The organism is Mesorhizobium sp. M1217 (assembly GCF_040318275.1).
Lineage (GTDB): Bacteria > Pseudomonadota > Alphaproteobacteria > Rhizobiales > Rhizobiaceae > Mesorhizobium.
In genome coordinates this window covers 103,502-125,598 of sequence record NZ_JAMYMA010000011.1, presented here as the reverse complement: position 1 = coordinate 125,598, position 22,097 = coordinate 103,502, and the positions used below count along the sequence as shown (strand labels likewise).

Here is a 22,097-nt window from a genome sequence, read left to right as displayed (position 1 = left end):
CCTCCCAGAAGATCAATCGTGAATTGGTTCAGATGGTGGAGCGCCGATTATGTTCCCCAACGACAGCGACTCCCGTAAATAGCGGCCCGAATTCTCCCTCCCGCGACGCTTGGCATTCAGTGCCGGACAAGCGTACCGGTGCGCCCGGAACAGGGTCATAGGCCGGGCACTGTCACTATTCGCACAACGAAGTGCGGTGTCAACGTGAATGGGTTTTTTATCTATAAGAGACCGACTTGCCCTCGCCGTTTGCGTTGTTTAGCTTCACGGCAACTGAAGGGGGAATGATGGCTCAAGTCGCGATCCGCAATGTGGCCAAGGCGTTCGGAACCGTCAAGGTTCTGCACGATGTCAGCGTCGACATCGCCGACGGACAGTTCGTGGTGCTGGTCGGGCCTTCCGGCTGCGGCAAGTCCACGCTGCTGAGGATGGTGGCCGGGCTGGAAACGGTTTCCGGCGGCACCATCGCCATCGGCGAGCGCGTCGTCAACCATTTGCCGCCGGCCAAGCGCGACATCGCCATGGTGTTCCAGAACTACGCGCTCTATCCGCACAAGACGGTCGAGCAGAACATGGCCTTTGCTCTCAAGCTGCGCAAAACTGATCCGGCGGTGGTCACTGAGCGGGTCAAGCGCGCCGCCGACATCCTCGACCTCAACCCCTACCTCAAGCGCTATCCGCGCCAGCTCTCGGGTGGCCAGCGCCAGCGCGTCGCCATGGGTCGCGCCATCGTGCGCAACCCGCAGGTGTTCCTGTTCGACGAGCCGCTCTCCAATCTCGATGCCAAGCTGCGTGTCCAGATGCGCACCGAGATCAAGGAACTGCACCAACGACTGAAGACCACCACCATCTACGTCACCCACGACCAGATCGAGGCCATGACCATGGCCGACAAGATCGTGGTGATGCGCGACGGTCGCATCGAACAGGTCGGCGCGCCGCTGGAATTGTTCGACCGGCCGGCCAATCTGTTTGTCGCCGGCTTCATCGGCTCGCCCTCGATGAACCTGCTCAAGGGCGTCGTGCGCAAGGGCGACAAGCCCGTCGTCGAGATCGCCGGGACGCCGTTCCCGATCGCATCGAGCAATACCGTGGAAGATGGCCGCAATGTCGTCTACGGCGTGCGGCCCGAGCATCTCGAAATCCATCCAGATGGTGTCCCAGCGAAGATTTCGGTGGTCGAGCCGACCGGTTCCGAGACTCTCGTGTTCCTGCGCTTCGGCGAGGGCGAGATGGTGGCGCTGTTCCGTGAACGCCACGAGTTCAAGCCGGGCGACACACTGCACCTGAAACCGCGGCTCGACCAGGTGCATCTCTTCGACGCAGAGACCGGCAAGCGGCTCTGATTTCGCCCCAGCAAACCTCGCGAGGAATACCATGCTCAAAGGACTCAATCCCCTGCTCAATGCCGATGTGCTGCAGGCGCTGCGGGCGATGGGACACGGCGACGATCTGATTATCGCCGACACCAATTTCCCGTCCGATTCGGTGGCGCGCCAGACCGTGCTTGGCAAGCTGCTGCGCATCGACGCATCGGCAGCGGAGGTCGTCAAGGCGGTGCTGTCGCTTTATCCGCTGGACACCTTCGTCGACGATGCCGCCGCGCGCATGGAAATCGTCGGCAAGCCGGACGAGATTCCCGCCGTGCAGCAGGAAGTGCAAAAAGAGATCGATGCCGCCGAGGGCAAGGCCTGGCCGATGATCTCGGTCGAGCGCTACGCCTTCTACGAGCGCGCCAAGAAGGCTTATTGCGTCATCCAGACTGGCGAGCGCCGCTTCTATGGCTGCTTCGCATTCCGCAAGGGCGTGGTGCCGCCGGATGCGGAGTAGCGACATGCCGGGCAGACCGATCGTTATGAAGCCTGTTGTCATATTGGGTGTCTTCGTCGCCGACACGGCCTACCGCGCCGCCCGCCAGCCGCGCATGGGCGAGACTATCCTGGGCACGTCCTTCGCGCTCGGCCCCGGCGGCAAGGGCTCGAATCAGGCGGTAGCGGCCGGCCGGCTCGGCGCCGATGTCACCTTCCTGACCCGCCTCGGCGTCGATCCCTTTGCCGATATGGCGAGACAGACCTGGTCGCAGGCCGGCGTGACGAGCGCCGTCATCGACACGCCGGAAAGCTACACCGGCGCCGCCTATATCTTCATCGAGGAGACGAGCGGCAACAACGCCATTATCGTCAGTCCCGGTGCGGCCATGCTGATTTCGCCCGCCGATATCGAGGCCAATGCCGGCCTGATCCGCGCGGCCGGCGTCTTCGTCACCCAGCTCGAGCAGCCGATCGAGGCGGCGCTATGGGCGCTGGAGATCGCGCGCGGGGCAGGGGTGACCACCATCCTCAACCCGGCGCCGGCGGCAAAGCTTCCGGATCGCATCTATACGCTGTGCGACTATGTCACGCCGAACGAAACCGAGGCCGAGGAACTGACCGGCATCAAGGTGTCCTCGATCGACGATGCCCGCCGTGCCGCCGACAGCCTGCTGGAGAAGGGCGTTGGCGCGGTCATCGTGACGCTTGGTGAAAAGGGTGCGCTGCTGCACACGGCCGATCGGTCCGAGCATGTCGCGGCGTTCGCTGCCGGCCCGGTCATCGAGACCACCGGCGCGGGCGACGCCTTCAATGGCGGCCTGGCGGCGGCGCTGTCGAGAGGGATCGAACCCGTGCAGGCGGTGCGCTTCGCCTGCGCCGTCGCCGGCATCTCGGTGACGCGCCCGGGCACCGCGCCGTCCATGCCGACGCTGCAGGAAGTCGAGGCGCTGCTGGCGAGGGGGTGAGACCGTATGGATTACATCATGAACGAAGACGGTTTTTGACAAATCAACGTCGACATTTCTCCGACACCAAGGGCCGTGGCCCGAAGGAGAAATGGCGCGAGTGACGGGGCTCGAACCCGCGACCTCCGGCGTGACAGGCCGGCACTCTAACCAACTGAGCTACACCCGCGCATGGACGAGCACGTGTCAGCCGTGTTCGTCGTTGGGGCGGTGGATAAGGGGTAAGCCACCGGGTGTCAAGCGGACCCGGACAGCATAACAGCAAACAGCAGAAGGTTTTTTGACAAGCGGAACTTTGTCGCCGAAACCGGCTCCCGGCCAGGCCGCTGGCCGCTCATTTGGCCTTGCGAAGCCGGTCCTAACTGCTTAAAGGTCCGGCCCGGAGCGGGCGATTAGCTCAGTTGGTAGAGCGCTTCGTTTACACCGAAGATGTCGGCGGTTCGAGCCCGTCATCGCCCACCATTTTCCTCAATGTGTTCAATCAGGGGCTACACCGCCCAAGCTGACCCGCCCGGCGCAACCTCTGATCGCAACCAACGGCTTCGCTGTTGTGCCGTATTTCCGCCCGCAAATGCTTCGCGGCCCAGGTGAGACACATGTGACCGCCACGCCACTAGGACTTTGGTCTGATCAAAAACGCCTTTCCGTAGGGGCTTAAGTCTGATCTGCTGTTTCGCCATAAGGCAAACGATTGCCGAAAGCTAAAACATGCAGTAACTTAACGGAGCACAAAAGAAAGCTGAATCTTACTTGCACATGGGCATGGGCGGGAGCGAAAATATTCCTGGATGGCTTACGAGTCATCTTCCGGATGATGCCGTGATCGCAGGAGATCTCGCGGATAAGATATCGAAGGAAGCTGAAAAAAACCGGCTTCCAGGCGAATGGGTTGTGAAGACAACGCGTAGCGAAGAAGACATTAAGAAAGAAAAAGTTGAGCCTTATCGCAGCACCACTGTTGCAGGAATTTTTGCCAATGGCTCATTCCTCGCGCTATTGGTATTAGCTATCTATCTGCTCTATGTGTTCTCGATTGTGGCGGGGGAAACGGTTGCGCATGTTCCTCTGCCGCCCACACCGAACTAGTAGGCACTCCGCCAAGACTGGAACTAGCCCGCACTGTGTTGAAACCTCCCGGTTCTATGCAACTTGAGCGATTGCTTGCCGCAGCTCAGCCTGCAATCGCCGGAGCCTGAGCAAGCCGTTTCGCCACATAAACACAACGCTTCGGCACCTGCACCACCTCAAACCCGATCGCCTTGTAGAACCTTAGCGCATCATCATTCTGCGGCATGACCTCGAGGTGAATGCCGGTTGAGCCGCTCGCGGCAAGGAACTGCTCGAGAAATTCCATCGCGCGCCTGCCGATGCCTTTCCCGCGCGCTTGCGGCAACAGGTCGATGTGGCCGTGCGACGGATAGGCGGCCACTGCAGACGGAACAGCGAAATCGGGATGATGGATCCGGTGCCGCGCCCAGTCGCTGCCGCGCCAGCGTGAGCTGTCGGGTCCGGGGTCGGTCACGCGCCGCTGCAGGTCGGGATACCAGTTCGATGCCAGGCTGGCATTGAAAGCAGCTGTGTCGGCTGCGCCAAGCAGATAGCCGGCGGCGCCTGAGGGGCTGTCGACTATGAAGGCCAGTTCGGGTTCGAGCACCTGGTAAGGAACGGTGTAGAGGATACCGAGCAGTTCCGGATCGTCCTCGCGGCCGCTGGCGTCCTTGCCGGAGTCGCCGGTCTTGAGACAGATTGCGGCAAGCGCTGCACGATCGGCGGCGGTCGCCCGGCGCAGGAAGAAACCGCCGCCGAAATCGACGATCATGGTGGCAGCAGCCGGAAATCCTTGCCCTCGGGCAAAAGCTGCCCGCCGTCGACGATGATGGTCGTGCCGGTGATGTAGCTGGCGTCATCCGAGGCCAGGAACAGGAAGGCGTTGGCCACGTCGCGCGGGCTGCCGAGGCGGCCGAGCGGGATGGCGTCTTCCATGTTCTTGATGAAGGCCGCACCGCGATGCCGCTCTATGCCTTCGGTGAGGATGTTGCCGGGCTCGACGCCGTTGACGGTGATGCCGTAGCCGGAGAATTCGAGCGCAGCCGAACGGATCAGCCCGTTGATGCCGGCCTTGGTCGCCGAATAATGGCCGTGGCCGGGACTGGTGACATGCGGGCCGGTGATCGAGGAGGTGAACAGCATGCGGCCAAAGTGCTGTGCCCTCATCGGCACCAGCGCCGCGCGTGCGGCGACAAAGCTGCCGCGCAAATTCACCGCCATGACCCGGTCCCAATCGTCGGGACTGGTGTTTTCCAGCAATTGCCAGGGATAGATGCCGGCATTCTGGACCATGATGTCGAGCCGGCCATGACGCTCCAGCGCCAGCGCCACGGCGGCTTGCGCATCGGCCATCTGCGAGATGTCGGTGCGAATGAAGGCGGCGCCGAGCTCGTCCGCAGTCGCTTGCCCGGCCTCAACCTCGGTATCGGCCAGGACAAGCGTCGCGCCCTCTTCGGCAAAGCGTTGTGCGATCGCCTTGCCGATGCCGCGGGCCGCACCGATGATCAGCGCCACCTTACCGAAAAGTCTACCGGTTTGCGGTCGGCCGGTCATGCGAGCCTCTGGCGGATGGTTTGCTTGAAGGCGTCGAGCAGCACGGCGGCGAGGACGAGCAGGCCGTGGATCACCTGGGTGAAGTTGGCCGGCAGGCCCATCAAATTAATCGCCGTATTGATGGCCGAGAGCAGCAGCACGCCGGCATAGACGCCGGGCAAGGTGCCGACGCCGCCTTTCAGGCTGACGCCGCCGATGACGACCGCGGCGAAGGCGTTGAACAACAGGCCGACGCCGAGATTGGCGGTGGCGCCGGAGGTGCGGATTGCCAGCAGCCAGCCGGCAAGGCCGGCGATGGCGCCGGCCAGAACGAAGGCTATGACCAGGTTGCGGTTGACGCGGATGCCGGCGCGGAACGTCGCCGTCTCGTTGCCGCCGATCATGACCAGGTGCCTGCCGAAGGGCGTCTTGGCCATGATCAGCGAGAACACCACGAAGCACGCAATGGCGATCCAGGCAGTCAGCGGCAGGCCGCCCAGGCGCTGGATGCCGAACCAGCGGATTGCCGGCGCAAGGTCTTGTGCCGAGCGGCCACCGGAGATGACCAGCACCAGGCCGCGCACCCAGATGTAGGAGGCCAGCGTGATGATGAAGGCGCTCATCTTCACCCTGACCACCAGATAGCCGTTGAAGGCGCCGATGAGGCCGCCGACGGCAAGCGCGATGAGCAGCGAAACCGGAACCATCAGCCATTGCGGCTGCAACTGGATGCCAAGGCCGATGCCCGACGAGCAGAACAGGATGCCGACCGCCATGGCGCTGAGCGCCGCCACCGACTCGACCGATAGGTCCATATGGCCGGCGATGATGACCAGCGCCAGGCCGATCGACATGACGCCGAGCACGCTCGAGGCCTCGATGATGTTGGCGAAGATGCCGAGCTGAAAATAGTTCGGGATGAGGATGGAAAAGACCACCAGCACGAAGACCAGCATGAACCAGACAAGATTGTCGAGGACGAACTCGAGGGTTTGGCGCGTGCGGGGGTTCATCTGCGGATCCGGTTGGCGCATGACCCGAAGAACCACTCGGTCGTCGGAAAGATCAGGCGCGGTTGAAAATTGCTGCAACGTTCCCGTGGGCGTCCGTTTGAACGCACCGGGCTGCAGGGCTGGGCTCCGGGCCTGCGTGGCCCGGAGCTTCTGGCGAGTTCGCTATTCGACCGGCTTTATGGTTTCGGTCGGCGGCTTCATGTTGCCCCAGAAGGCCGGGTTATCGACATTTTCCTTGGTGATCGCAGCGCCGGGGATCTTGATGTTCGGCCCCCACGCTTCCTTGGTCAGGGTCGATTTCAGGCCAAGCACATCATATTCGCCGGGCTTGATCTCCTGCTTGTTGACCACCTTGTCCATGAACATGGCGACCGCCGCGGCCTGGGCGTAGAGCGGCTGCTCGACTTCGACATTAAGCCAGCCCTTGCGGATCAGGTCGAGGCCGACCGGAGCACCGTTCGAACTCATCAGCATGACGTCGCCCGGTTTCTTGCCGGCGGCCTCGAGCGAGGCGACGGCAGCGACCGAAAGATGCGCGGCGTGGCTGAAGATCAGATCGATGTCGGGGTTGGCGAGCAGCTGGTCGTTGACGATGGTCCCGGCTGCATCCGCCGCCCATTGCATGGCCGGCAGCGAGATGATCTTGACGTCCGGGAACGCCTTCATCTTCTCCTCGAAACCCTTCTGGATGTCGAGCGTGTAGGGGTCGCCCGGATCGCCGAGCACCTGCAGGATCTTGCCTTTCACCGAGCCGTTCTTCGCGGTCAGGAGTTTTTGCGCCTGATCGGCGGCGACGTAGCCGATCTCGACGGTTCCGGCCACCGAGGTGAAGTCGGAAGGCGTCGAGGTGATCTGGCGGTCGAACTCGACGACCGGGATGCCGGCGGCACGGGCGGCCTCGATCGACGGTTTCAACGCATTGAAATCGACGGCGGCAAGGATGATCGCCGACGGCTTCAGCGCGATGACGTCGTTCATCTGCGATTGCTGAGCGTCGGTCTTGTTGTCGGCGTTCAGCGTCTTCATCTCGTAGCCGACCTGCTTCAGGAACAATTCCAGCGCGCTCACCGAGCCGGTCTGGAACTCATCGAGCAGTGTCGGCACCATGTAGTAGACGGTGCCCTTGGACTGAGCGAATGCCGGCGTGAGCGTGGCAAAGGCCAGTGCCAGGATACCGAAGACGGAAAGAAGTATTTTCTTCATGTCGTTCGCTCCTCTTGCGCCGGACCCCTCATTTGTCCCTCAGCTCGCCGGTCCGGCACCGGCAAGCGTCTCTCCGGTGATCATGTTGATCACCGCGTCGGGACTTGTTTTGCTGCGTGCGACATCGCCAGCCACGACGCCTTGCCGGATCACCACGATCCGGTCGGCGACCTGGAAGGCCTGTTGCATGATATGGGTGATGATGACGACGCCGATACCCTGGCTCGCCACCTGGCGGATCATGTCGAGGCCGCGCCGCGTCTGCTCGACGCCGAGCGCTGCGAACGGCTCGTCGAGAAGCACCAACTTGCCGCCAAAATGCACGAATCGGTTGAGCTCGATGGCCTGCCGCTGACCGCCGGAGAGGTGCTCGACATTGGTGCGAAGCGAGGGAATGCGGGTGCCGGCGCTGGCCAACGCCTTTTGCACCACCTGCTCCATGGCGCGCTCGTCGAGCACCGGAATGCCGAGAACCTTCCTGGTGATCTCGCGGCCCATGAAGAAATTGGCGACCACGTCGACATTGGTGCAAAGCGACAGGTCCTGGTAGACGGTCTCGATCCCCGCGGCCTTGGCCTCGGCGGGGGATTTGGCGAGGAATTCCTTGCCTTCGAACAGCATGCGGCCGGAGGTCGGCTCGAGCCCGCCGGCAATGATCTTGACCAGCGTCGATTTGCCGGCGCCGTTGTCGCCGAGCAGCGCCACCACTTCGCCCTTGCCGATAGAAAAGCTGATGCCTTTCAGTGCTTCGATGGCACCGTAATTCTTGGCAACGTTATCGAGCACCAGCAGCGGTTCGCTCATGCCGCGATCCCCTTGTTATGCAAGAGATCCCGCCCGCGTTCGCGTTCGGCGGTGAAGATCTGGCCGAAGCGTGGCGAAAGCACCCCTGAGACGGCAAGCGCTGCGGCGCCGCGCAACACCGCATGCTGGCCGCCGCGCGCGACGCTGACGCGGGGCGTCGTGCGGTCGCTTCGCGCCGAGACCGAGTTGGGCAGGTGCGCAGCTGCGCCGGCCAGTCTTTCGAGCAGGTCGGTGGACGCCAGCCCGCCAAGGATGATGGTTTCGGGGTCGAACAGGTTTTCGATGATGGTGATGGCGTTGCGGAAGATCGGCGCGATCTCGCTCACCCAGTCGGCGTCGGCGACGTTGCGGCGCCGCAGCGCCTCGAGCGAAAGATACCGTTCGAGGCAGCCGCGATTGCCGCACGGGCAGGGCTCGCCGCCCGGCACCACGGGAATGTGGCCGATTTCGCCGGCATTGCCCCAGGCGCCGCGCAATGCGGCTCCGTCATGCACCATGACGCCGCCGAGGCCGACACCGAAATAGAGATAGTAATATTCGGAATAGGCCGTGCCGAGGCCATAGAGGCGCTCGCCGATGGCAGCCGCCGCCATGTCGGTTTCGAAAAAGGCCGGCAGCCCGGTCGAGGCGGCCAGCCGCTCGCGCAGCGCCACATCCTTCCAGCCGGTCATGGTGGTCGGACCGACAAAGCTCATGGACTCCACGCCAAACGGCCCGGGCAACGCCATGCCGATGCCGAGGACGCGGCCACCGGGCCGCAGTGCTGTCAATTCGAGTACCATGGCGCCGATCAGCTCGAAGGCGTGGTCGGGCGTTGCATTTGGGGCCTCGCGGTAGCTGCTCTCGATGACATCGCCGCTGAGGTTGATCAGCGCGGCATTGATGCCCAGCGGGGTGACGTGAATGCCGACGGCATAGCCGCCTTCCGGATTGATCCGCAGCGTTGCCGGGGGCAGGCCGCGCCCCTTGGGCTCTTCGCGCAGCGACAGCACGTAACCGTGCTCTTCCAGCTCGCGAACGATGGTCGACACCGTCTGCACGGTGAGCCCGACCCGCCTGGCAATGTCGCCGCGGGCGATCGGCCCGTGAAGGCGGATAGATTCGAGCACGATGCGCCGATTATACGGCCGCCCGAACTCCTGATTGGTTCCCCGCAGTGCCATGCCTTGCGCCCTCGAGAGAGGCCAGACTGTCACTGAAGATTTATTCAGTCAAATGGAATTCAAAAATAAATTTACAGCCCGCGCCTGGCGGATGGCCGCTCGACGGAATGGTCAATAGCGGATGGCACGGCGCTCCAGCAGAACCACGATTGCGAACATCGCGATCGACAAGGACGACGACAGCACGATCGCCGCATAGAGCCGGTCCGACTGATAGTTGAAGGTCGCCTGGATGATGAGCGCGCCGAGGCCCTTATCCGACCCGATCCACTCGCCGACAATGGCGCCGATCACGGCCGTGGCCGAAGCGATTCTCAGCGAGGAGAACAGCATCGGCAATGCTCTTGGCAGGCGCAGGCTCCAGAAGATCTCCCAGCGCGTAGCCGATAGCACCCGGAACAGTTCGTGCTCGTTGTCGCTGGCCGAGTCCAGCCCGCGAATCATGTTGACCAGCGTCGGGAAGAAGCAGATCACCGCCGCGATCACGATCTTCGGCGTCATGCCGAGCCCGAAGATCAGGATGATGATCGGCGACAGCGCCAGGATGGGGATGGTGTTGAAGAACAGCACGATCGGAAAATAGGCGGCCTGCAGAATGCGGCTGTGCACGAACAGCACCGCCAGCAGCACACCGGCAAAATTGCCGATGACAAATCCCGCCAGCGCCTCGATCAGCGTCGGCCAGAGATTGCTGAGTAGCAAAGCAAGACTCTTCCGGAACACGCCTGATATGGCCGTCGGCGTCGGTACGATATAGGCCGGCACGCCGAGCCATGGCAGCAGGAACTGCCAGGCGAGCAGGATCGAGGCCGCGCCAAAAACGGGCAGGGCGACGGCCAGCGCCGATGGCAAGGGCGCCTGCCTCATGAGGCCTGTTCCAGCGCGCCGCGCAGTTCGGCCATCGCGGCAACGATCGCCGGATCCTCGCGCGAACAGCGGTTGCCTGCCTGCTTGAACGGCCGCATGTCGAGGTCTCTGGCCAGGCGGCCCGGATTGGCGGCGAGAACGATGACCCGTTCTCCGAGATAGGCGGCTTCGGCGATCGAATGGGTAACGAAAAGGATGGTCGCGCCGGTGCGCCGCCACAACGACAAAAGCTCGTCGTTGAGGCGGTCGCGGGTGATCTCGTCCAGCGCACCGAAGGGCTCGTCCATCAAAAGCAGCCTGGGTTGCCCGAGCAGTGACCGGGCGATCGCCACGCGCTGGCGCTGGCCGCCGGACAATTGGTGCGGCAGACGCTCACCGAACCCGGCAAGCCCCATCAGATCAAGCAGCTCGTCGGTTCGATCGTCTATTGTCCGGGTAAGCCGGCCTTGTCCGACATCGAGCGGCAGGCGGACGTTGTCGCGCACGGTGCGCCAGGGCAGCAGGGTCGAGTCCTGGAAGACGAAACCGACATCGCGCCGCGAACGGACAGCATGCGGTGTGTCGCCAAGCACGGTGATCGAGCCGCCGAGCGGATCGAGCAAGTCGGCCACCACCCTGAGGAACGTCGACTTGCCGCATCCCGAAGGTCCAAGGATCGACAGGAAGGAGCCGGCCTCGACCGACAGGTCGAGACCGGAGAGCACTTTCACCACCGGCTGCCGGCCGCTATAGCCGACATCCAGCCTGCGGGCCTCGATCGCCTTCGCCATCAAGCGGCGGGCGCGTCGAGCTTGGGTCGGTCGGCGGCCGACAATTCGAGTATCTTGGTGGTGTAGACATCGGCTGCCGCGGGCCGGCCGTTCGGGTATTGGCCGACCTTGTCCAGCAGCGCCAGCTGCTCCTCGATCGAGGCGGGATCGAAGGTTCCCCATCCGTCCTTGGCGGTTGCACCGTCAAAGGAGAGTTTCAGCACCAGATTGATCGTCTTCTGCTCCCAGCCAAGGTCCATTTCTGGATAGGCTTCGACCATCTTCTTGACTGCTTCCTGCGGATTGGCGTGCACCCAGCCCCAGCCCTTGGCGACGGCGCCGATGAATTTCGCCAGCGTTTCCGCATCCTGTTCGATCGCTGTGTCGGTAGCGAAATAGACGTCGGCATAGGAGTTCAGCCCGAGGTCGCGCACCAGAAGATCGATCCTGTCGTCGCCGACGACGCTCAGCGCCTGGGTGTTGGTGATCCATCCGCCAATCGCGTCGACGTCGCCGCGCACCAGCGGCGCCTTGTCGAAGCCGACATTGACGACGGTGACCTCGGACGGATCAATGCCGTTCTTGGCCAGGATCTCATCGATGACGAAGCGCGCCGTCGGCTGGATGCCGATCTTTTTGCCCTTGAGGTCGGCCACGCCGCGGATCGGCTTGGCAGGCTTCGAGGTGAAGGCATAGGGACCGGTGCGGAAGCCACAGGCGATGATCTTCACCGGCACGCCGCTGGCGCGCGCCGCATAGAGCTGCGGCGTCTCGGAAAACTGGCCGAGTTGTGCTGCCCCCGAAATCACCGGCGGCACCGTTGCCGCATTGGGACCGCCCGGGCTGAATTCCACCTCGAGGCCCGCGTCCTTGAAATAGCCGGTGGCGACCGCGGCGATGTCGCCGATCTGTCCGTTGGACATCAGCCAATCATACTGGATGACGACCTTTCCGGCAGCCTTGGCGCCCGGCGTCAGCACGAGCTGCATTCCGGCCGAAGCTGCCGCGACGGCGGCGAAGCCGGCTTTCACGAAGCTGCGGCGGTTCATGTCGTAGTCTCTGTTCCCACTCATTTTTCGCTCCTGTTGCAAGACGTTCTCGTCTCTTCATTGCGCGCCGTTCCCGTGGCGCGGCGTCGTCTACGGCTGTTCGTCGTGATAGTCGCCGGGGCCGCCGTCGAGCCAGGCGTATAGTTCCCAAAGCGTGTCGTCGGGATCGGTGAAATATGCGCAGCGCGCGTTCCAGACATAATCCTCCGGCGGGCCGTAGAAGGGCACGCCCTTGGCTGCCAGTTCGCCATGGAGCCGGTCGATCTCGCCGGGCGCGCCTAGCCTGACCGCCACGCAGACCTTGTGCGCCTGGCGCGGCGACCTCAATTTCGAGACGCCGGTGTGCCGGTTGATGTGGTCGATCTCCCACGCCGCCAGCGTGACGCCCTCGCCATGAAAGTCGGCAAAGCCCTCGGCGCGGCGCCGCAGGCGAAAGCCGAGTTTCTCGACGTAGAACTCAACCGTCCGCTCGATATTTTCGACGAGCAGGCAGACGTCCGAAATCGCATATGCGCCTCCGACCGGCATGGCTACCTCCCTGTGCTGTGCGCGGCGCGCGATGCTGGCAGCTTGATGCCGACGCGGTCGGCGGCGCCGACGATGTGGGCGCGCATCGCCGCCTCGGCGGCCGTGGGATCGCCCGCGACCAGCGCCTCGTAGATGCGCACATGCTCCCCGACATTGACTTCGATCAGGTCGTGCAGCGGATTGGTGAGGCGCGCGTAGTGGATCGAACGGCGGATCTGCTCGCAAACGAAGGAGATAAAGGTGTGGATGTAATTGTTGCCGGTCGCCCGCGCGATCTCGCGATGGAACAAAAGGTCGGCGTCGATGCTGCCTTCTTCCCAGCGCTCCTCGCCGCTCATCCGGTCTAGCGCCGCCTTGATTGCGTCGAGGTGCTCCTGTCCGCGCCGTTCGGCGGCGAGCGCAGCTGACTCGGCTTCCAGTATGCAACGCAGCTCGAACAGCCGCTCCATATTCCCGGTCGCTTTCAGCGCCTCGCCATCGATGCGGATCGACGCGCGCTGCTCCGGCGCCAGCACGAAGGCGCCGACGCCTTGCCGGGCTTCGATCATGCCATCGGCCCTGAGTTGAGCGATCGCCTCGCGCACCACATTGCGACTGACGCCGAATTTTTCCGAGAGCTGCTGCTCGGTCGGCAGCCGCGTGCCCGGATTGAGCTCGCCGGATTCGATCTCGCGGCTGAGGAATGCGGCGACGCGATGCGGCAGCGCCTCGACCGTGCCGATAGCGGCCAGTCTTTGCTTCATGGAAAGGTCTCCGTCGATGGCAGAAGGCAGCCGGGATTCATCAATCCCTGAGGGTCGATCGTTGTTTTGAGCGCCGTGACGAGCCGGCGATGGGCAGGCGCCAGGCCGGCCCAGAAAGTGCGATGACGGGTGCGGCCGATGCCGTGCTCGGCGCTGATCGACCCGCCAAGCGCGCCGACGATCTGGTAGAGTCCGGCGGTGATCTCCGCGCCCTGGGCACGAGCTTCACCCTCGGCGAGCCCAAGCGGTGGCAGGACGTTGAAATGGACGTTGCCGTCGCCGGCATGGCCATAGGCCTGCGGCAGCCAACCAGGATGTTCCAGCGCCACGAATTGGCGGGCCTGATCGATGAGGGCAGGGATGTCCGATATCCTGACCGCAAGGTCGGTGCGCACATGGTAGCCGCGTCTTGCCTGGCCCTCGACCAGCCCTTCGCGGATCGCCCAGAAGGCCCTGGCCTGTGCGACGCTTTCAGCAAGGACGGCCTCGGCAACCAGACCGCTCTCAATCGCTCCGGCCAGGAAATCGACCAGCATGGAGCGCAGATCGACCGTAGCACTTGCGGAGAGTTCGATCAGCACGTGGACGGGAGCTTCGACCGGCGAAACGATGTTGGCATCGATCAAGCGCGCGAGCGCGATGCACTCCGATCCAATGATCTCGAAGGCCGAAATCAGATCGGATGAGGCCCGGCGAGCCTGCCGGAACAGGGTGATGGCCGCTTCGAACGAAACGAGACCGACATAAGCGGTCTCGACCCGGGCCGGTTTCGGAAACAGCTTGAGCTCGACGCCGGTGATGATGCCGAGCGTTCCTTCGCTGCCGATGAAGAGCTGCTTCAGGTCGTAGCCTCGATTGTCCTTGCGCAGGCCGGAAAAGCCGCTCCACAACTCGCCATCGGGCAGGACGACTTCGAGGCCGAGGATGATATCGCGCGCCATGCCATAGCGCAGCACGTTGGTGCCGCCGGCATTGCTGGCCGCATTGCCGCCGATCTGGCAGCTTCCCTGCGCGCCGAGCGCCAGCGGAAACAGGCAATCCTCTGCTTCTGCCGCATCCTTGATGTGCTGCAGGATGCAGCCGGCATCGGCCTGCAGGACGAAATTGTCGGCGTCGACGAGACGGATGCCGTTCAACCGCTCCAGACTGACGACCACCGCGCCACGGGAGTCGATGTCGATTGCACCCGCCACCAGCCCCGTGTTCCCGCCCTGTGGGATGATTCCGAGCCCGAGCGTGCCGCAGAGCCGCGCCACAGCCTGGACTTCGCTGACGGAAGCAGGCTTCAGCACCGCAAGGGCTCCGCCGCGATGATCCCCGGACCAGTCCAAAAGGTATTTCGCCATGCCGGCAGCGTCGGCGGTCACGCCGCTTTGTCCGACAGCGCCCTCCAGAGCATTCAGAATTTCAGGCGGGATACCATGAACGGTCATTACAAGCCTGCTGGACTGAGGCATAGGCTTATACATATCATCCTACAACTGCGTCGGAGTCAACGCTGTGGGGCAGAGGCCCTCAAGGGCTGGAGCCGAATGTTTGCTGGGGAGAATAGAGCGAAGGGCGATCGCCCGAGGATACTTAGGTGAGGCCGCCTTGGCCTGGCTGCGCCGGCCCGATGCCGCTCAATTGCTGGGTCGTCTGAGGAGCAGCCCGGCTCCTAGAGATACCGCTCGACCTTCTTGCCGACGGTCAAAAACCGCAGCGGGTCGATCGCCTCGCCATTGTGGCGAACCTCGTAGTGCAGATGCGGGCCGGTCGAGCGGCCGCTGTTGCCGGTCTTGCCGATGATGTCCCCGGCATCGAGCTTCTGGCCGACGGCGACGTCGATTTTGCTAAGATGTCCGTAACGCGTCACAAAACCGTTGCCGTGGTCGACCTCGACCATGCGGCCGTAGCCGCCGTTCCAGCCGGCCTTGACGACGACGCCGGCTGCCGTGACCTTGGCCGGCATGCCGACCGGCGCCCTGAAATCCATGCCGGAATGCAAGGCGGCCGTGCCGAGGATGGGGTCGGTGCGCACGCCGAACGGGCTGGTGACGCTATGGCCGGGGGCGGGGTTGGCGAGCGGCAGCCGGCGCGCCTCCTTTTTCAGATGATCCAGCGCGTCAAGCGCCTCGTCCAACTCCTTGACCTTGCTGTCAAAGACCAACGAACTGTCGAGCGGTATCAGCGGGCCGCCGACATCGCTCTTTTCGAATTCGCTGTCGACCGGCAGGCCGGCGGCCTCGAGCGCCTGCGAGATCGCGTCGGCGCTCTTGTAGGCATTGTCGGCAAGTGCCGCGATGCGGGTGAGCTGCTGGCTCTCGATGGTCTTCAGCGAGTTGTTGATCGAAACGAAGAGCTTGTCTGCCCGGTCGGCCGCGCTTTCACTCGGCAGCGGATTGGCGCGGGTCGACCACAGCGAGAACGGCCTCGTGTCGTTGCTGGGAAGGGGGGCAGCAAGGCTGGCGACGGAATAGGCCATCGGCTGGATGCTGCCGGTCGCGTCGGCATGTTCGTCCGGCTTTGCCGTCGGCACGGGCGGCGTTGCGACCTCATTTTCTGCTCGTTCGAGGATCGGGCCGAGGCGGCCGTGACGCAGGCTGAGCTGGCTCTGCCGTTCCAGCAATTCGCTGACCTTGGTTTCCATCAACTGCTGATCGAGAAGCTGGCGGCTGGTGATGCGGTCGACCTGGCCGCGCAATGCCGAGATGCGGTCTTCATAGGCCTGCTGCATGCGCGCCTGCCGCGCCGTCGTGGCGCCGATCAGGTCGTCGCGCAGCACCAGATAAGAGGTCGCCAGCAGGTAGCCAATGACGATCGCCGCCAGCGCCGAGCCGCAAAATGCGGCCAGCCACGGACGTATGGTGAAATGCCTTATCTGGTCGCCCCGGGCGATGATGACGGTGTGGGGCTCTCTGCGTCTGCCGAAGACCGCTGACTGACTGGCTACGTTCACGGGACCAAGCTTTCGTTACGACACCAACGACGAGCCTGATTACACATTATTAGGGTTAACAAAGTTTTGCCGGACCGAACGACGGGCAAAGGTATTCGCGCAAAACGGGCATCGAATTGTAGCGGCGTGCCGCAGCTCTCAAAGGGCGCGAACCGCCTCCAGCACCGCTTCGGCGTGGCCTTTGACGCGGACGTTACGCCAGATCCTGGCGATGCGTCCGTCCCGGCCGACCAGGAACGTCGCCCGCTCGACGCCCATATAAATGCGGCCGTAGAGCTTCTTTTCGACCCACAAATGGTAGGCCTCGATCACCTTGCGCTCTTCGTCGGCGACCAGGTCGATGCTCAGATCGTATTTCGCCTTGAACTTGTCGTGCTTCTTGACGCTGTCCGGCGACAGCCCGATGACGACAGCGCCGGCCTTTTCGAATTCCGGCTTCAACTGCGAAAAGCCGATCGCCTCGCTGGTGCAGCTTGTGGTGTCGTCCTGTGGGTAGAAATAGAGTACGATGGGTTTTCCCAGCAGTGCGGCGAGGCTGAGTGAACCGCCGCCGTCGCGCGGAAGATCGAATTGCGGCGCAACATCGCCCACGTCGAGGTCAGCCATACCGATGCCCTTGTTTGAGGTTACGCGCCAGGCTGCATCGATATAATGTCGAGCGGGGATTCGTCCACGATCGAATTCGTTTCAACGGAAGATTGCGTGGATCAGGAGCTACCGCAGCACGAGAAGATCAGGTTCAGGCGTGACGAGATCACCGACCTGGGAACCTTTCCGTCCGCGTGCCGCGTCCCGCCGCTCGGCCAGGCGTCGATCGGTCGCGGCGTTCGTTTGATGGCGCGGCTGTTTGCCGGCCTCGTCGCCCTTGTGCTGCTGGCTGCGGCCGGTGTCTATGCGATCGGCGTGTCCGGTTTCGGCTCGGAGCGGCTTCGCGCGGAAGCCGAGACGGCAATCGAGAAATTGGCCGGCTTCGATGTCGATGTTGCCGTCGGGCCGGCCCGGCTGACGCTTGACGGGTCGAGCTTCATTGCGCTGCAGGTCAGCGACGTCAGCCTCAAGACCGCCGACGGCAAACCGATGGCCGATGCCGGCCGGGTCCGCTTCGGCATCCGGCTCATCCCGCTGCTTTCGGGCGAGGTGCGGCTCACCAGCGCCCGGATTTCCGACGCGCACATCGTCATGGCGGCAATGCCGTCCGGCGGCGACTGGACGGCCGGGCTGCGCAACCAGGACGGTCTCATCGATCCGGAAAAACTTTCCGTCGCCGTCTTCGCCAACGTCAACCGCGCGCTCGATGCGGTGCGCGAGGATTCGGTGCGCCAGATCGATCTGCGCAACGTCGAGCTGGCACTGCCCGAGACCGGATCGGTCAAGTCGGTCACCATCGCCGACGCCTCCGTGTCGCAGTCAGGACCGGGAAGCATGGAGTTTTCATCCGACGCGGATGTCGACGGCAGGGCGCTCACCATCGCCGCTTCCGCCACCCGCGATCCGGCGACGCGACGCATCACCACGCTGGACGCCAGCATCCAGGCGGCCGACGCCGACACTGCGGCTGCAGGTGGCAAATTGGGCGCAATCGCCTTGAAGCTGGCGGGGTCGGAAGCGGCCGGCGACAACGGCTCGCGGCTGACCGCTGCCCTGTCGCTGACCGGATCGGTGCTCGATCTCGGTTCGCGCGGCCTGCTTCCGGCCGACGTCGATCTCGATGCAACGCTCGTCGCCGGTTCGAACAAGATCCAGGTCGATGGATTGCTGGTGAAGACCGGCCGCTCGACCTTCGATTTTGCCGGTTCGATCGGGCCGAAGCCGGCGACCGGCACAGCGGGCGAGGAGCCATCCTATCGCTACGACCTGACCAGCGACGGTTCGACCTTGGCGCCGTCGGATTCGCCGGAACCGGCGTTCAGCTTCATTGCCCGTATTGCCGGCATCTACCAGCCGACGAGCCAAAAGCTGGTCGCCGAGCAGATCGGCGTCCGGTCCGGACCGGGCAGCGAAGTGCTGGGCACGGCTTCGGTTTCATTCGTCGCCAACCAGGCGCCGGGCATTTCGGTGGCGCTCAATGTCCACGACATGCCGGTCTCGCACGTCAAGCAATTATGGCCGTGGTTTTCGGCGCGCAATGCCAGGCTGTGGGTGCTTAAGAACCTGTTCGGCGGCCGCGTCGTCGATGGCAGCCTGCAATTCCAGGTCGTACCCGGACGGCTCGGCAACGGCGTGCCGCTTTCCGCCGATGAAGTCTTCGGCCGATTCCAGGTTGAAGGATCGCGCTTCGACACGGCCGGCCGTATTCCGCCGATCCGCGATGCCGTCGGCGTTGTCGGCTTCCACGGCAACGACGTCGACGTCGCGCTGTCCTCGGGCAGCGTCTATATGCCGAGCGGCCGTACCGTGGCGGCAAGCAACGGCACGCTCACCGTCAAGGCGGCGAACCATCCGCCGGTGATCGGCGCGCTCGACATCGATGTCGCCGGCGAGGCGCCGGCGATCGCCGAACTGGCATCTTATGACCCGATCAACGCCATGCGCCATGTCGGCCTGCTGCCGGACGACCTGTCCGGCACGGTGACCGGCCACGTCAAGGCCGATATTCCGCTGCAGTCCGGCGTCGACTCCTCCAAACTCGATTGGCTGGTGGCGCTCGACTACAAGGACCTGTCGCTGGCCAAGCCGTTCGAGGGCCAGACGGTCAGCCATGCCGACGGCTCGATCACCGTCGCACCCGACCGGGCGGTGATCTCGGCCAAGGCGCTGCTCAACGGCATTCCGGCCGAGCTCGACCTGATCGAGCCGCTCAGGGATGGCGGCCCGCCGCGCAGTCGTAAAGTAGCGCTGGTGCTCGACGACAAGACCCGCGCCACCGCCATGCCTGGCCTGTCGACGCTGCTTTCCGGAACCATCAAGGTGGCGATCGACAAGAGCGGCACCGGCAACCAGAACGTGTCGGCCGACCTGACCAATGCCAGGCTGGACATTCCCTGGGCCGGCTGGAGCAAGGGCCCCGGCATTCCCGCCAAGGTCACCTTCGCCATGGCGAAGACCGGCGACACCACGACGCTGTCCAATTTCGAACTCGACGGCAAGACCTTCTCCATCGACGGCAGCGCGGTGCTGGTCAACGGCGCCTTGTCCTCGGCCCGGTTCAGCAAGGTCACGTTGAACAGGGGCGACGACGTCGCCGTCTCGGTGAAGCGGTCGGGCAAGGCCTATGCGGTCGAGGTTAGCGGCAGCGCGCTGGACGCACGCTCGCTGATCAAGCAATTCACGTCCGACGTCGACACCGCCACCAAGACCACCGGCGTCGATACGATCTCGGTCAGCGCCGACGTCAGTTCCCTGACCGGCTTCCATGACGAGGTGCTATCGAATCTGAAGCTCGACTACAGCGCCGCCGGCTCCAGGGTGAACGGGCTCAAGGTGAGCGCCACGGCAGATTCGGGAGCCGCGATCACCATCAGCAATACGACCGGCGGCGGCCTGCGCGCGCTCAACATGAAGTCGGCCGATGCCGGTGCCATACTGCGCTTCCTTAACATCTACGAGCACATGGAAGGCGGCTCGATCACGCTGGCACTCACCGGGGCCGGCGACGGGCCGATGAAAGGCCAAGTCGACGCCAAGAACTTCTTTATCGTCAACGAGCCGAAGCTCGCCTCGATCGTGTCGACGACGCCGGCTGGCGACAGCCGTAGCCTCAACGAGGCGGTCAAAGGCAATCTCGACACGTCGAGGGTGAAGTTCGAGCGCGGTTTCAGCGAAATCGAGAAGGGCAGCGGCTATCTGAAGCTGCGCAACGGCGTGCTGCGCGGCTCGCGCATCGGCACCACCTTCCAGGGCACGCTCTACGACCAGAACAACAATATGGACATCACCGGCACGTTCATGCCGGCCTACGGCGTAAACCGCATCTTCGGCGAACTGCCGCTGATCGGCGAGCTGCTCGGCAACGGCCGCGACCGCGGCCTGATCGGCGTCACCTACAGGCTCAAGGGCAACGCCAACAAGCCCAACCTGGAGGTCAATCCGCTATCGGTGATCGCGCCCGGGATATTCCGGTCGATCTTCGAGTATCGGTGAGGCGGCCAGGGTAGGCGGGCAGGGTAGGCGGGTGGACACCGACGCTCTGTAGTGATCCTTCGCGCCCCCCTCTGTCCTGCCGGACATCTCCCCCACAAGTGGGGAGATTGGCAGCTTCCACGCTGCGCTCTTCCTGCAACGTTGTAGATTGGCGAAAGCCGGCGCGAAAGCCGATCTCCCCCCTTGTGGGGGAGATGTCCGGCAGGACAGAGGGGGGCGCTGTCCCGCCGGCACCAACGGTTGCGCGTCAAACCGGCCGCACCAGAACGTGCTTCTTCTTGCCGAGCGACAGCTTTGCGACATTTTCCAGGCCCATATCCTGCAGCGTCACCATCCTGCGATCGTCGGCAACGAGCTGGTCGTTGAGGCGCACGGCGCCGCCCTGGATATGCCGCCGCGCCTCGCCGTTTGACCCAGCCAGCCCGGCGGTGACGAACAGCGACAATATTCCGACGCCGGCTTCGAGCTCGGCCCTGCCCACCTCGACGGTCGGCAGTGTTTCGGCGAGCGCGCCTTCCTCAAATGTCTTGCGCGCCGTTTCGCTGGCCTCCTCCGCCGCCTCGCGGCCATGCAGCATGGCGGTGATTTCGGTGGCGAGGATCTTCTTGGCCTCGTTGATCTCCGAGCCGCCGAGCCGTTCGAGGCGCGCGACCTCGGCGAGCGGCAAGGTCGTGTAGAGCTTCAGGAAACGGCCGACATCGGCATCCTCGGTATTGCGCCAATATTGCCAGAACTCGTACGGGCTCAACATCTCCGCATCGAGCCAGACCGCGCCCGAGGCCGACTTGCCCATCTTGGCGCCGGACGAAGTGGTGAGCAGCGGCGTCGTCAGCGCATAAAGCTGCGCGCCTTCCATGCGGTGGCCGAGATCGATGCCGTTGACGATGTTGCCCCACTGGTCGGAGCCGCCCATCTGCAGCCGGCAGCCGAGGCGCTTGTAGAGCTCCACGAAGTCGTAGGCCTGCAAGATCATGTAGTTGAATTCGAGGAACGACAGCGACTGCTCGCGGTCCAGCCGGAGCTTGACCGAATCGAAGGCCAGCATGCGGTTGACCGAAAAATGCCTGCCGACATCGCGCAGGAAATTGACGTAGTTGATATCCATCAGCCAGTCGGCATTGTTGATCATGACGGCGTCGTTGGGGCCGCTGCCGAATTTGAGGTAGGGAATGAAGTTGCGGCGGATGCCGGCCAGATTGTTCTCGATGTCCTGCGGCGTCAAAAGCTTGCGCGCCTCGTCCTTGAACGACGGATCGCCGATCATCGAGGTGCCGCCGCCCATCAGCGCGATCGGCCGGTGGCCGGTCTGCTGCAACCAGTAAAGCATCATGATCTGGATCAGCGACCCGGCATGCAGGCTCCTGGCGGTCGCGTCGAAGCCGATATAGGCGCTCACCGTTTCCGTGGCGAAAAGCTGGTCGAGGGCGGCATCGTCCGAGGTCTGGTGGATGAAACCGCGCTCGCTCATCGTGCGCAGGAAATCGGATTTGAAGGCGGACATTTTTCTTTCCTGAAAGGCTTCCGGCCGAACGTGGCTCGGCTATGCATGAAGGCGGGCGTTTAGCACTCAAGCGCGATCAGCAAAAGTGGAATCCGGTTTTGCG

At 63.7% G+C, this 22,097-nt stretch carries 20 protein-coding genes and 2 tRNA genes; 6 read left to right on the top strand and 16 right to left on the bottom strand.

The features are described 5' to 3' along the window. The first annotated feature begins 287 nt into the window (after window positions 1–287). From NKH37_RS19840 to rbsK, 3 genes are read left to right on the top strand one after another with little or no spacing between them, the layout of a single operon-like run. Complete coding sequence (locus NKH37_RS19840; RefSeq protein WP_352640079.1) at window positions 288–1,346, top strand: ABC transporter ATP-binding protein; 1,059 nt, start codon at window positions 288–290, stop codon at window positions 1,344–1,346. Window positions 1,347–1,377: 31 nt separating this feature from the next. Continuing rightward, window positions 1,378–1,830, top strand: coding sequence for an RbsD/FucU family protein (locus NKH37_RS19835; RefSeq protein ID WP_352640080.1), 453 nt, complete (start codon window positions 1,378–1,380; stop codon window positions 1,828–1,830). 4 nt (window positions 1,831–1,834) lie between these two features. Beyond that, window positions 1,835–2,776 carry a ribokinase gene (rbsK, locus tag NKH37_RS19830; protein WP_353005503.1) on the top strand — a complete coding sequence of 314 codons (942 nt, stop codon included), beginning with the start codon at window positions 1,835–1,837 and terminating at the stop codon, window positions 2,774–2,776. Window positions 2,777–2,868: 92 nt separating this feature from the next. Here the strand turns inward: rbsK and NKH37_RS19825 are convergent. Further along, window positions 2,869–2,945, bottom strand: a tRNA-Asp gene (locus NKH37_RS19825). Between the two features lie 217 nt (window positions 2,946–3,162). Here NKH37_RS19825 and NKH37_RS19820 point away from each other — a divergent pair. Beyond that, window positions 3,163–3,238, top strand: a tRNA-Val gene (locus tag NKH37_RS19820). A gap of 300 nt (window positions 3,239–3,538) precedes the next feature. Further along, window positions 3,539–3,862 (top strand): hypothetical protein, encoded by a 324-nt coding sequence (locus tag NKH37_RS19815; RefSeq protein ID WP_353005502.1) that lies wholly within the window; start codon window positions 3,539–3,541, stop codon window positions 3,860–3,862. Between the two features lie 85 nt (window positions 3,863–3,947). On the opposite strand, the gene NKH37_RS19810 is transcribed toward NKH37_RS19815, so the two are convergent. The 14 genes from NKH37_RS19810 to NKH37_RS19745 form a co-directional block, all read right to left on the bottom strand. After that, a complete protein-coding gene (locus NKH37_RS19810) occupies window positions 3,948–4,595 on the bottom strand; it encodes a GNAT family N-acetyltransferase (protein ID WP_353005501.1) in 648 nt (215 codons plus the stop codon). Then, window positions 4,592–5,377 carry an SDR family oxidoreductase gene (locus NKH37_RS19805; protein ID WP_353005500.1) on the bottom strand — a complete coding sequence of 262 codons (786 nt, stop codon included), beginning with the start codon at window positions 5,375–5,377 and terminating at the stop codon, window positions 4,592–4,594. Before NKH37_RS19805 ends, NKH37_RS19810 begins: the two co-directional genes overlap by 4 nt. Beyond that, window positions 5,374–6,369 (bottom strand): ABC transporter permease, encoded by a 996-nt coding sequence (locus NKH37_RS19800; protein WP_353005499.1) that lies wholly within the window; start codon window positions 6,367–6,369, stop codon window positions 5,374–5,376. The genes NKH37_RS19805 and NKH37_RS19800 overlap by 4 nt, the downstream gene beginning before the upstream one ends. 162 nt (window positions 6,370–6,531) lie before the next feature. Continuing rightward, window positions 6,532–7,572, bottom strand: coding sequence for a sugar ABC transporter substrate-binding protein (locus NKH37_RS19795; RefSeq protein WP_352571438.1), 1,041 nt, complete (start codon window positions 7,570–7,572; stop codon window positions 6,532–6,534). Between the two features lie 39 nt (window positions 7,573–7,611). Continuing rightward, window positions 7,612–8,376, bottom strand: a complete 765-nt coding sequence (locus NKH37_RS19790; RefSeq protein WP_352857132.1) for an ATP-binding cassette domain-containing protein — start codon at window positions 8,374–8,376, stop codon at window positions 7,612–7,614. Further along, window positions 8,373–9,539 carry an ROK family transcriptional regulator gene (locus NKH37_RS19785; RefSeq protein ID WP_352495338.1) on the bottom strand — a complete coding sequence of 389 codons (1,167 nt, stop codon included), beginning with the start codon at window positions 9,537–9,539 and terminating at the stop codon, window positions 8,373–8,375. Before NKH37_RS19785 ends, NKH37_RS19790 begins: the two co-directional genes overlap by 4 nt. Window positions 9,540–9,650: 111 nt before the next feature. Continuing rightward, a complete protein-coding gene (locus tag NKH37_RS19780; protein WP_023717344.1) occupies window positions 9,651–10,406 on the bottom strand; it encodes an ABC transporter permease in 756 nt (251 codons plus the stop codon). After that, window positions 10,403–11,176, bottom strand: coding sequence for an ABC transporter ATP-binding protein (locus NKH37_RS19775; protein WP_352481188.1), 774 nt, complete (start codon window positions 11,174–11,176; stop codon window positions 10,403–10,405). Before NKH37_RS19775 ends, NKH37_RS19780 begins: the two co-directional genes overlap by 4 nt. Further along, entirely contained in the window at window positions 11,176–12,204 is a 1,029-nt protein-coding gene (locus NKH37_RS19770) for an ABC transporter substrate-binding protein (RefSeq protein WP_353005562.1), read from the bottom strand. The genes NKH37_RS19775 and NKH37_RS19770 overlap by 1 nt, the downstream gene beginning before the upstream one ends. Window positions 12,205–12,294: 90 nt before the next feature. Continuing rightward, a complete protein-coding gene (locus NKH37_RS19765; protein ID WP_353005498.1) occupies window positions 12,295–12,732 on the bottom strand; it encodes a VOC family protein in 438 nt (145 codons plus the stop codon). A 2-nt stretch (window positions 12,733–12,734) separates the two neighbouring features. Next, on the bottom strand, window positions 12,735–13,475 hold the full coding sequence (locus NKH37_RS19760; RefSeq protein ID WP_353005497.1) for a FadR/GntR family transcriptional regulator: 741 nt from the start codon (window positions 13,473–13,475) through the stop codon (window positions 12,735–12,737). Then, a complete protein-coding gene (locus NKH37_RS19755; protein ID WP_353005496.1) occupies window positions 13,472–14,908 on the bottom strand; it encodes an FAD-binding oxidoreductase in 1,437 nt (478 codons plus the stop codon). The genes NKH37_RS19760 and NKH37_RS19755 overlap by 4 nt, the downstream gene beginning before the upstream one ends. Before the next feature lie 224 nt (window positions 14,909–15,132). Beyond that, window positions 15,133–16,413: a M23 family metallopeptidase gene (locus tag NKH37_RS19750; protein ID WP_353005494.1), complete on the bottom strand. Its 1,281-nt coding sequence runs from the start codon at window positions 16,411–16,413 to the stop codon at window positions 15,133–15,135. Window positions 16,414–16,551: 138 nt separating this feature from the next. Beyond that, a complete protein-coding gene (locus NKH37_RS19745; RefSeq protein WP_023717351.1) occupies window positions 16,552–17,019 on the bottom strand; it encodes a peroxiredoxin in 468 nt (155 codons plus the stop codon). Between the two features lie 96 nt (window positions 17,020–17,115). Here NKH37_RS19745 and NKH37_RS19740 point away from each other — a divergent pair, with 96 nt between their 5' ends. Next, entirely contained in the window at window positions 17,116–20,493 is a 3,378-nt protein-coding gene (locus NKH37_RS19740; RefSeq protein WP_353005493.1) for a hypothetical protein, read from the top strand. Between the two features lie 247 nt (window positions 20,494–20,740). Here NKH37_RS19740 and tyrS read toward each other — a convergent pair whose 3' ends face one another. Continuing rightward, on the bottom strand, window positions 20,741–21,994 hold the full coding sequence (gene tyrS / locus NKH37_RS19735; protein ID WP_352495789.1) for a tyrosine--tRNA ligase: 1,254 nt from the start codon (window positions 21,992–21,994) through the stop codon (window positions 20,741–20,743). Window positions 21,995–22,097 lie beyond the last annotated feature (103 nt).

Excerpts from the sequence above, each read along its gene's own strand:
- NKH37_RS19840 (WP_352640079.1), top strand. The coding sequence starts at position 288 with ATGGCTCAAGTCGCGATCCGCAATGTGGCCAAGGCGTTCGGAACCGTC.
- NKH37_RS19835 (WP_352640080.1), top strand. The coding sequence starts at position 1,378 with ATGCTCAAAGGACTCAATCCCCTGCTCAATGCCGATGTGCTGCAGGCG.
- rbsK (WP_353005503.1), top strand. The coding sequence starts at position 1,835 with ATGCCGGGCAGACCGATCGTTATGAAGCCTGTTGTCATATTGGGTGTC.
- NKH37_RS19815 (WP_353005502.1), top strand. The coding sequence starts at position 3,539 with ATGGGCGGGAGCGAAAATATTCCTGGATGGCTTACGAGTCATCTTCCG.
- NKH37_RS19810 (WP_353005501.1), bottom strand. The coding sequence starts at position 4,595 with ATGATCGTCGATTTCGGCGGCGGTTTCTTCCTGCGCCGGGCGACCGCC.
- NKH37_RS19805 (WP_353005500.1), bottom strand. The coding sequence starts at position 5,377 with ATGACCGGCCGACCGCAAACCGGTAGACTTTTCGGTAAGGTGGCGCTG.
- NKH37_RS19800 (WP_353005499.1), bottom strand. The coding sequence starts at position 6,369 with ATGAACCCCCGCACGCGCCAAACCCTCGAGTTCGTCCTCGACAATCTT.
- NKH37_RS19795 (WP_352571438.1), bottom strand. The coding sequence starts at position 7,572 with ATGAAGAAAATACTTCTTTCCGTCTTCGGTATCCTGGCACTGGCCTTT.
- NKH37_RS19790 (WP_352857132.1), bottom strand. The coding sequence starts at position 8,376 with ATGAGCGAACCGCTGCTGGTGCTCGATAACGTTGCCAAGAATTACGGT.
- NKH37_RS19785 (WP_352495338.1), bottom strand. The coding sequence starts at position 9,539 with ATGGCACTGCGGGGAACCAATCAGGAGTTCGGGCGGCCGTATAATCGG.
- NKH37_RS19780 (WP_023717344.1), bottom strand. The coding sequence starts at position 10,406 with ATGAGGCAGGCGCCCTTGCCATCGGCGCTGGCCGTCGCCCTGCCCGTT.
- NKH37_RS19775 (WP_352481188.1), bottom strand. The coding sequence starts at position 11,176 with ATGGCGAAGGCGATCGAGGCCCGCAGGCTGGATGTCGGCTATAGCGGC.
- NKH37_RS19770 (WP_353005562.1), bottom strand. The coding sequence starts at position 12,204 with ATGAACCGCCGCAGCTTCGTGAAAGCCGGCTTCGCCGCCGTCGCGGCA.
- NKH37_RS19765 (WP_353005498.1), bottom strand. The coding sequence starts at position 12,732 with ATGCCGGTCGGAGGCGCATATGCGATTTCGGACGTCTGCCTGCTCGTC.
- NKH37_RS19760 (WP_353005497.1), bottom strand. The coding sequence starts at position 13,475 with ATGAAGCAAAGACTGGCCGCTATCGGCACGGTCGAGGCGCTGCCGCAT.
- NKH37_RS19755 (WP_353005496.1), bottom strand. The coding sequence starts at position 14,908 with ATGACCGTTCATGGTATCCCGCCTGAAATTCTGAATGCTCTGGAGGGC.
- NKH37_RS19745 (WP_023717351.1), bottom strand. The coding sequence starts at position 17,019 with ATGGCTGACCTCGACGTGGGCGATGTTGCGCCGCAATTCGATCTTCCG.
- tyrS (WP_352495789.1), bottom strand. The coding sequence starts at position 21,994 with ATGTCCGCCTTCAAATCCGATTTCCTGCGCACGATGAGCGAGCGCGGT.